The sequence below is a fragment of the Thioalkalivibrio sp. HL-Eb18 genome (genome assembly GCF_000364985.1).
In the GTDB taxonomy this organism is placed as follows: Bacteria; Pseudomonadota; Gammaproteobacteria; order Ectothiorhodospirales; family Ectothiorhodospiraceae; genus Thioalkalivibrio.
In genome coordinates this window covers 1-8639 of record NZ_KB822986.1, presented here as the reverse complement: position 1 = coordinate 8639, position 8639 = coordinate 1, and the positions used below count along the sequence as shown (strand labels likewise).

The window sequence follows — 8639 nt, the reverse complement described above, 5'->3', positions numbered from 1 at the left end:
CCTGCATCACGGTGCCGGCGATCAGCGAGGCCTGATGCCGACAGGCGTTGCACTGAAACCTCTTGCGCGGGCTGCCGTGCAGGACGCAGTGGGCTTGGCACCCGCAACGCGGGCAGCGGAAGCCGGCCGGCCATCGGGCCCGCTCCAGCGCCGCCTCGCACTGGGCCTCGGTGCCGTACTGGGCGATGAATGCCGGCAACGACATCCCCGGCTGAAACTGAATCCGATTCTGCGCCATGAGGCCACTCTCCGCTCACTGTGTAGCCTCAACGTACGCCCGGGGGTGGCTCACCCAGTGAGCCTGGCTGACTCTCGTCGCTAATCAGGAAACTGGATGCGCAGATCCAGAACCCGAACCTGCAGACCGTGGACGTGGCAGCCCTGCCCGCTGACCAGGACACCCTCATGTGCCGCTTCACACTCAAGGTCCTGGGTGGTACCGGAAAGCCCTCGGCCTGCAACAGCGCCCCCTACCAGGAAAAGCTCCAGACCATCGTCCGCGGGTACGTTGAAAACCACGGCTTTTCGACCCTGGCCCGCCGGTATGCCCAGAACATCGCCAACGCGCGGTTCCTGTGGCGCAACCGCATGGCGGCGGAGGCCGTGGAGATCCGGGTGAATCGAAAGGAAGAAGGCGAAACCAACAGCAGCTGGACGTTCGATGCACTGCAGATCCCCCTGCGCGGCTTCACGGCGGAAGGCGACGCCGAACGCGCCCTGGGCGAGCTGGCCGAGGTAATCCGGCAGGGTCTTTCCGGCGAAAGTTTTGTCCTCCTGGAAGTCACCGCATTCGCCCGCATGGGCGCCGGCCAGGAGGTGTTCCCCTCGCAGGAGTTGATTCTCGACCGCGACCAGCACAAAAAGAGCAAGACCCTCTACACCGTTGATGGCGTCGCCGGCATCCATTCCCAGAAACTGGGTAACGCACTCCGGACCATTGATACCTGGTACCCACGTGCGGCAGAACACGATATGGGGCCGATCGCGGTGGAGCCCTACGGCTCGGTCACGACACAGGGGACCGCCTTCCGTCAGCCCAAAGAAAAGGCGGACTTCTACACACTGCTGGACAACTGGATCCTCAAGGACCAGGAGCCGCCGGAAGAGCAGCAGCACTTCGTGCTGGCTACCATCGTTCGCGGCGGCGTGTTCGGCGAGAAGGCGGACTGAACCATGGATCATTACCTCGACCTTCGAGTCATGCCGGACCCCGAATTCAAAGAGACCACCTTAATCGGGGCGCTGGTAAGCAAACTGCATCGCCGACTCGTCAGCCTTTCAGCCGACGACATCGGTATCAGCCTCCCCGACCACGAGCAGGAGCCCCCACTCGGCCGTCGACTACGGGTCCACGGCACTCGGGGACGCCTGAACGAACTCATGCAGGACGAATGGCTTGGCGGCATGCAAAGCCTGGTGGATGCCACCCCGGTACAACCTGTCCCCGACCAGGTCACCTATCGTCCCGTTCGGCGCCGTCAGTACAAGACCAGTGCGGAGCGCCTGCGCCGACGCCGAATGCGCCGGCATGGAGAAAGCTACGAAGAAGCTCGGCAGCATATCCCCGACGCGGTCGAGCGGCGGGTCAACACCCCGTTCCTGAGCGTGCAAAGCTCCAGCACCGGACAACGCTTCAGCCTATTCATCGAACACGGGCCGCCCCAGCAACACGCCTCGCCCGGCCGCTTCAACACTTACGGGCTAAGCCAGGACGCCACCGTTCCGTGGTTTTGACCCTTTTTCCGAGCGCACCCATGTTGCGCCCGGAAATCAGCGAGATACGCCACCCCTCCGAGAAAGGGTGAAAACCAACCACTACCCAATAGCTCTTTAAAAATCAGCGATATAGAATCAACATGCTCTTGTTAGCTGCCGCACAGGCAGCTCAGAAATTGCGGCTCCGGGAGGTTGCCCGTGTCTAGCAGTTAGCTGCCGCACAGGCAGCTCAGAAAACATCCGTCCGGCGTAAGGAGGGATAGGTGCCGTTAGCTGCCGCACAGGCAGCTCAGAAAAGCAAGTGCAGCGTGAGCTACGCGACTCCCTCGTTAGCTGCCGCACAGGCAGCTCAGAAAACTTCGGCCCGTATCGCATTTACGTACCCGGCGTTAGCTGCCGCACAGGCAGCTCAGAAATTCTCCGCGTCTTGCAGGCGGTTGTAGATCGGGTTAGCTGCCGCACAGGCAGCTCAGAAAAGTAGACGCGACAGCCACGCGCGGGCGGTGATGTTAGCTGCCGCACAGGCAGCTCAGAAATGGATGGAGGTACCCGACGGCGCTTTGATTGTGTTAGCTGCCGCACAGGCAGCTCAGAAATTGAGCCGTCTGCGCGAGCGGCTGCTGGAGCGGTTAGCTGCCGCACAGGCAGCTCAGAAAACCCGCCCCGGTGACTACTGGTACCACATGGTGTTAGCTGCCGCACAGGCAGCTCAGAAAACCATCACCGACAGCGACACCCGCGCCATCCCGTTAGCTGCCGCACAGGCAGCTCAGAAAACCAGATCCGCCGTCTTCGAACGCCCGGACACGTTAGCTGCCGCACAGGCAGCTCAGAAATTGAGCTCGACGGCCAGGCGGCCGTTGGTGGCGTTAGCTGCCGCACAGGCAGCTCAGAAACACGTGAAAGCCGCCGATGCGGCGGGTAGTTTGTTAGCTGCCGCACAGGCAGCTCAGAAAAACCTGATCGGCACGGTCGAGAATGGCCAGAAGTTAGCTGCCGCACAGGCAGCTCAGAAACTTCAGCTCAGCGGCAAGGCCCGACAAGACGAGTTAGCTGCCGCCCAGGCAGCTCAGAAATGGGCGCCTCCCCTGTGCTTGCGCCCCCGACCGTTAGCTGCCGCACAGGCAGCTCAGAAAAATGGTGCAACGCGGCAGAACGACAGCAAGCGGTTAGCTGCCGCACAGGCAGCTCAGAAATGCCACTGGTCGGGATCTAAACGCGACGCGAGGTTAGCTGCCGCACAGGCAGCTCAGAAAACCGACGCCCACCGCTCCGAAAGCAGCCTGTCGTTAGCTGCCGCACAGGCAGCTCAGAAAACCAACGGGAACCCGCTGTTTCATTACGCCTTGTTAGCTGCCGCACAGGCAGCTCAGAAATACGGTCGGCGGTTCGGTCCGGACCTGAAGCCGTTAGCTGCCGCACAGGCAGCTCAGAAAACCAGATCCGCCGTCTTCGAACGCCCGGACACGTTAGCTGCCGCACAGGCAGCTCAGAAATCATCCAGGCGCACCGCCTGGCCCGCCGTGGCGTTAGCTGCCGCACAGGCAGCTCAGAAAACATCACCGGGCTCGACCTGGTGGGCGAGACGGTTAGCTGCCGCACAGGCAGCTCAGAAAGACCGCGACCGCTACACCGGCGTGATCGCCCAGTTAGCTGCCGCACAGGCAGCTCAGAAACGAGGTGCGGGCAGACTGCGACACCGCCGAGGGTTAGCTGCCGCACAGGCAGCTCAGAAAACCCAGGGGTCGCGGATGGGCACCGTATCCCCGTTAGCTGCCGCACAGGCAGCTCAGAAAACCCTGCGCCGGAGCGACGGCGACCAGCACCGGTTAGCTGCCGCACAGGCAGCTCAGAAAGATGCGCAGGGCGAAGGTGCCGCGCGGGCCTTGTTAGCTGCCGCACAGGCAGCTCAGAAAACCGGAACAGACCCCGCGCGATCGTCCGATCCGTTAGCTGCCGCACAGGCAGCTCAGAAACATCGCCCGACGAATCAGACCGAACACGACCAGTTAGCTGCCGCACAGGCAGCTCAGAAATCGGGAAAGGTACAGCCGAAAACGTTATCCAGGTTAGCTGCCGCACAGGCAGCTCAGAAACGACGGCTCTTTGATTGTCCTCGACGAGTGCCGTTAGCTGCCGCACAGGCAGCTCAGAAAGAATCCGCCAACGATTTCGGCGTCGGCGAAGCGTTAGCTGCCGCACAGGCAGCTCAGAAAATAACTGCTACTGTTTCGAGTGCGTCATTCATGTTAGCTGCCGCACAGGCAGCTCAGAAAGGAATCCCCTTCCCTCTCAGCAGCTCCAGAAAGTTAGCTGCCGCACAGGCAGCTCAGAAAATGCAGTCGGCCCGCCGGTCGTTCGGTTCAATGTTAGCTGCCGCACAGGCAGCTCAGAAACCTTGTACTGTTACGTTGCGTTAACGCCCTAAGTTAGCTGCCGCACAGGCAGCTCAGAAAAAAACTATCGCAACCGCCCCAGCGATACAAGCGTTAGCTGCCGCACAGGCAGCTCAGAAAATCTCGAAGGCGACCACGGCGACGTTGCCCTGGTTAGCTGCCGCACAGGCAGCTCAGAAAGTTTTTTTCGGCGATCCGCTCATACCCCAAAACGTTAGCTGCCGCACAGGCAGCTCAGAAATTGAGCTCGACGGCCAGGCGGCCGTTGGTGGCGTTAGCTGCCGCACAGGCAGCTCAGAAAGCCCAGGCCGCCCTTGGCCCCTACCTGCCGGAGTTAGCTGCCTGTGCGGCAGCTAACTGAGTGATGAATTATTGGGAAGGCCGCCTCGAGCTCGGCCTGTACCGCGCCAGACCCCGGAGCGCTCCCGCACACTAGAGAGCACTCCTGGCCAGGAGCTGGCTCTATCCCACCCAGATGGTCTTGGCGTTCTGGAATTCGCGGATGCCGAGTTCGGAGAGCTCGCGGCCGTAGCCCGAGTCCTTGACCCCGCCGAAGGGCAGGCGCGGGTCGCTCTTGACGATGCCGTTGACGAAGGCGCAGCCGCACTCCAGGCGACGGGCCAGGGCCTCGCCGCGTACCGGATCGCCGGTCCAGACGCTGCCGCCCAGGCCGAAGCGCGAACGGTTGGCGAGGGTGATTGCGTGATCGGCGTTGCGCGCCCGGGTCACCGCGGCGACCGGACCGAAGGTCTCCTCGTCGAAAGCCGGCATGCCCGGCTCGACCGCATCCAGCAGTGTGGGCGGGTAGAAATAGCCCGCCCGCTCCAGCGGCTTGCCGCCGGTGACGAGCCGCGCGCCGGCGGCAACACTGCGCCGGACCTGGTCGTGCAGTTCGTCGCGCAGGTCATCGCGCGCCAGCGGCCCGATATTCGTGTCGTCGCTCATCGGGTCGCCGATTACCAGCGCCTCGATGGCCGTCCGGAATCGCTCGACAAAGGCGTCCGCAATCGATTCCTCGACGATGAAGCGCTTGGCGGCGATGCAGGTCTCGCCGTTGTTCTGAAAACGTCCGCGCACCGCCTGCTCGACGGTGTGGTCGAGATCGGCGTCCGCCAGCACGACGAAGGCATCCGAGCCGCCCAGCTCCAGCACCGAAGTCTTGAGCGCCTTGCCGGCCGCCGCGCCCACCGCGCGCCCGGCCCTTTCCGATCCCGTCAGGCTCACGCCCTGCACGCGGGTATCGGCAATAATGCCCTCTACCGCGTCCGACCCCACCGGCAAGTTCTGGAACACGCCCTCGGGCAGGCCCGCCTCGGTGAACACACGTTCCAGGTGTTCGGCACAGCCCGGGACATTGGAGGCGTGCTTGAGCAGCACGGTGTTCCCGGCAAGGGTCGCCGGGAGCGCCTGACGGAAGGCCTGCCAGTACGGGAAGTTCCAGGGCATGACCAGCAGCACGGTGCCCAGTGGCTGCCAGGCGATGAACGAACGGCTCGCGTCGGAGGCGATCATCGTGTCCTGGAGAAAGTCCGGACCGCGGTCGGCGTAGTAGTCGCAGGCATTCGCACACTTGTCGACCTCGGCACGGGCCTCGACCAGGCGCTTGCCCATCTCCTGCGTGGCAGTGCGCGCCAGCGCCTCGCGCTGATCACGCAGCACGGCAGCCAGATCGCGCAGGCACTGGGCGCGTACCGAAGCCGGATGCCCCGCCCAGTCCTGCTGGGCGCTGGCCGCCCGCGCCAGCGCGGCCTCCAGGGCCTCCGGGCCCATGCGCGGGTACCGGGCCAGGGTTTCGCCGGTGGCGGGATTGATCGCGGTCAGGTCGTTCATGTCGAAACCTCGGTGGCGGGGAACGGTTGCGGAACCCGGTTTGAAGATTGACAGTCACCCGAGTATAAGACCACCCCCACTGGCTTTCGGAAGGACCTTGGGACCATGTCGATTGATTCGATTCGCTCTGTCTGCCTGCTCGGCGGCACCGGCTTTGTCGGCCACCAGATCATCCGCCGCCTGATCGATCGCGGTATCCGCGTGCGCGTGCTGTCGCGCCGCCCGCATCGACACCGGGACCTGCTGGTGAATCCCGAGGTGGATCTGATCGAGGGCAGCGCCCATGATCCGGCCACTCTGGAGCGGGCCTTTGCGGGCCAGGATGCGGTGATCAATCTGGTCGGCATCCTGAATGAACGCGGCCGCGACGGCTCGGGTTTTCGCGCCGCGCATGTGGAGCTGACGCAAAAGGCCCTGGCCGCCGCCGAGAGCTGCGGGGTACGCCGCTTCCTGCAGATGAGCGCGCTGAAGGCCGACATGGAGAACCCGCCGAGCCACTACCTGCGCACCAAAGGAGAGGCGGAACAGCTGGTATTCGCCTGCGACGCATTCGCGGTCACCGTATTCCGGCCATCGGTCATCTTCGGGCGCGACGACTCCCTCCTCAACCGTTTCGCCACCCTGCTGAAGATCTCGCCATTCATGCCACTGGCGCGCGCCGACGCGAAGTTCGCGCCCGTGTACGTGGGGGATGTTGCCGAACACTTCGTAGACTCCCTGGAGGACCCCGAGACCTTCGGCGAGGGCTATGAACTGTGCGGCCCGAAGGCCTATACGCTGGAGGAGCTGGTGCGCTATGTCGGTCGTCTCATTGGCCGGCGCCGCCCGGTGATCAAGCTGCCCGACTGGGCCGGCAAACTGCAGGCCAGCGTGTTCGAGTTCGTGCCCGGCAAGCCGCTGTCCCGCGACAACTTCGCCTCGCTGACCATCGACAGCATCTGCGAGGGCGACAACCGCCTGCCCTGCCCGACCCGGCTCGAGTCGATCGCGCCGGAATACCTCGGGGGCGGCCTCGAGGCCCGCAAGCAGGCCCTGCGCACCCATACGCGCGAGGTCGACCGCGGCTAGCGGCCGCGCGGACGCCATGCAGACCTATCTCGTCGGGGGCGCGGTGCGCGACCGGCTGCTGGGGCGCCCGGTGCACGAACGCGACTACGTGGTGGTCGGCGCCACGCCGGAGGCGATGGAGGCCGCCGGGTACCGCCCGGTGGGACGCGATTTCCCGGTCTTTCTGCACCCCACGACGCATGAGGAATACGCGCTGGCGCGCACCGAGCGCAAGACCGCGCGCGGCTACCACGGCTTCCAGTTCAACGCCGCGCCCGACGTCACGCTGGAAGACGACCTCGAACGCCGCGACCTCACCATCAACGCGATGGCCGAGGACGCCGACGGGCATCTGTTCGATCCCTACAACGGGCAGGCCGACCTCGAGGCGCGTCTGCTGCGTCATGTCTCGCCCGCCTTCTCCGAAGACCCGGTACGCCTGCTGCGCGTGGCCCGCTTTGCCGCGCAGCTGGAGCCCTGGGGCTTTCGCGTGGCCGACGACACGCGGGAGCTGATGCGCGAGCTGGTCACCTCCGGCGAGGTCGATGCGCTGGTTCCGGAACGCGTCTGGGCCGAGTGCGAGAAGGCGCTGAAGAGCCCCGCCCCGCGCCGTTTTATCGAGGTCCTGCGCGACGCCGGGGCACTGGCCCGCCTGTTCCCCGAGATCGAATGCCTGTTCGGCGTCCCGCAGCCCGCGCGCTATCACCCCGAGATCGATACCGGCGTGCATACCCTGATGGTGCTGGACCAGGCGACCCGCCTCTCCGAATCCCCCGAGGTCCGCTTCGCCGCGCTGGTGCATGATCTGGGCAAGGGCAATACCGATCCCGACATCCTGCCCAGCCACCATGGGCACGAGGAGCGGGGAGTCCTGTTGATCCGCGCACTGGCCGAACGCCTGCGTATCCCCAACCGCTATCGTGATCTGGCCGTGCGGGTCTCGCGCTACCACGGACTGGTACACCGGGTCTTCGAGCTCAGGCCGAAGACGGTGATGAAACTGGTAGACGGGCTGGACGCCCTGCGTCGACCCGAGAATGTCGAGCCCTTCCTGCTCGCGGTGGAGGCGGATTTCCGCGGCCGCACCGGCTGGGAGGACAAACCCTACCCCCAGGCCGATGCGGTACGCCGCGCCGTCGCGGCGGCACAGGGGGTGCAACCGCAGGCCCTGATGACCGAGGGACTCAAGGGCAAGGCACTGGGCCAGGCGCTGGATCGCGAGCGCATCCGGGCAATCGCCGAGGCCCTCGACGAGCACCCCGCCCCGTAGGAGCCTGCTCGCAGGCGAAGCCCCTACCAAGGTCGGACGCGGGCAGGGGCTTCGCCTGCGAGCAGGCTCCTTGTGTCTTGCGGTTCACGGATCGCTACCATGAACCGTATTGGGCTCGGGTAACCCGTCAGGCTCCTGAGGTCACGAACCTGTTCTGTAGATTGGCCCCGAGTCCTTTCTCATCTCGAAGTTTGAACGGTATCCAAGACCCCCCTCCGTGACGGACGGGTGAGGCTGTACGGACAAGGCGAGAGGACGAGATGGCTCATATTGGCGTTGATGTTAGCAAGAACAAGCTCGACTGCATGTGGGTCCGGGATCTGGAGGCGGGCAAGGTGAAGCCCAAGGTGTTCCCGAACCGCCAAGACCAGTACCGGGAG

6 protein-coding genes, 1 pseudogene and 1 CRISPR repeat array are annotated in these 8639 nt (G+C 64.5%); of the genes and pseudogenes, 5 read left to right on the top strand and 2 right to left on the bottom strand.

All coding sequences use genetic code 11. The features are described from left to right. Positions 1-238 (bottom strand): transposase (locus tag F813_RS13775; protein ID WP_038060148.1); only part of this gene is annotated, 238 nt, incomplete at its 3' end. An 83-nt stretch (positions 239-321) separates the two neighbouring features. Between F813_RS13775 and csy3 the strand changes: the two genes are divergently transcribed. Further along, complete coding sequence (gene csy3, locus F813_RS13770; RefSeq protein ID WP_369759352.1) at positions 322-1170, top strand: type I-F CRISPR-associated protein Csy3; 849 nt, start codon at positions 322-324, stop codon at positions 1168-1170. A gap of 3 nt (positions 1171-1173) precedes the next feature. Continuing rightward, complete coding sequence (gene cas6f / locus F813_RS0113260; RefSeq protein ID WP_017926913.1) at positions 1174-1734, top strand: type I-F CRISPR-associated endoribonuclease Cas6/Csy4; 561 nt, start codon at positions 1174-1176, stop codon at positions 1732-1734. 130 nt (positions 1735-1864) lie between these two features. Continuing rightward, positions 1865-4473: a CRISPR direct-repeat array (repeat unit 28 nt; unit sequence GTTAGCTGCCGCACAGGCAGCTCAGAAA). Between the two features lie 101 nt (positions 4474-4574). Here cas6f and F813_RS0113255 read toward each other — a convergent pair. Further along, positions 4575-5942, bottom strand: a complete 1368-nt coding sequence (locus tag F813_RS0113255; protein ID WP_017926912.1) for an NAD-dependent succinate-semialdehyde dehydrogenase — start codon at positions 5940-5942, stop codon at positions 4575-4577. A 105-nt stretch (positions 5943-6047) separates the two neighbouring features. On the opposite strand from F813_RS0113255, the gene F813_RS0113250 reads away from it, so the two are divergent. The 3 genes and pseudogenes from F813_RS0113250 to F813_RS14565 all read left to right on the top strand — a co-directional run. After that, entirely contained in the window at positions 6048-7010 is a 963-nt protein-coding gene (locus F813_RS0113250; protein ID WP_017926911.1) for a complex I NDUFA9 subunit family protein, read from the top strand. Positions 7011-7026: 16 nt separating this feature from the next. Next, positions 7027-8259 carry a multifunctional CCA addition/repair protein gene (locus F813_RS0113245; protein ID WP_017926910.1) on the top strand — a complete coding sequence of 411 codons (1233 nt, stop codon included), beginning with the start codon at positions 7027-7029 and terminating at the stop codon, positions 8257-8259. Positions 8260-8519: 260 nt separating this feature from the next. Continuing rightward, a pseudogene (locus tag F813_RS14565) lies at positions 8520-8639 on the top strand (IS110 family transposase); the annotation flags it as partial.

Bases quoted from the DNA above. Each gene is read 5' to 3' on its own strand.
- cas6f (WP_017926913.1), top strand. From the start codon at position 1,174: ATGGATCATTACCTCGACCTTCGAGTCATGCCGGACCCCGAATTCAAA.
- F813_RS0113255 (WP_017926912.1), bottom strand. From the start codon at position 5,942: ATGAACGACCTGACCGCGATCAATCCCGCCACCGGCGAAACCCTGGCC.
- F813_RS0113250 (WP_017926911.1), top strand. From the start codon at position 6,048: ATGTCGATTGATTCGATTCGCTCTGTCTGCCTGCTCGGCGGCACCGGC.
- F813_RS0113245 (WP_017926910.1), top strand. From the start codon at position 7,027: ATGCAGACCTATCTCGTCGGGGGCGCGGTGCGCGACCGGCTGCTGGGG.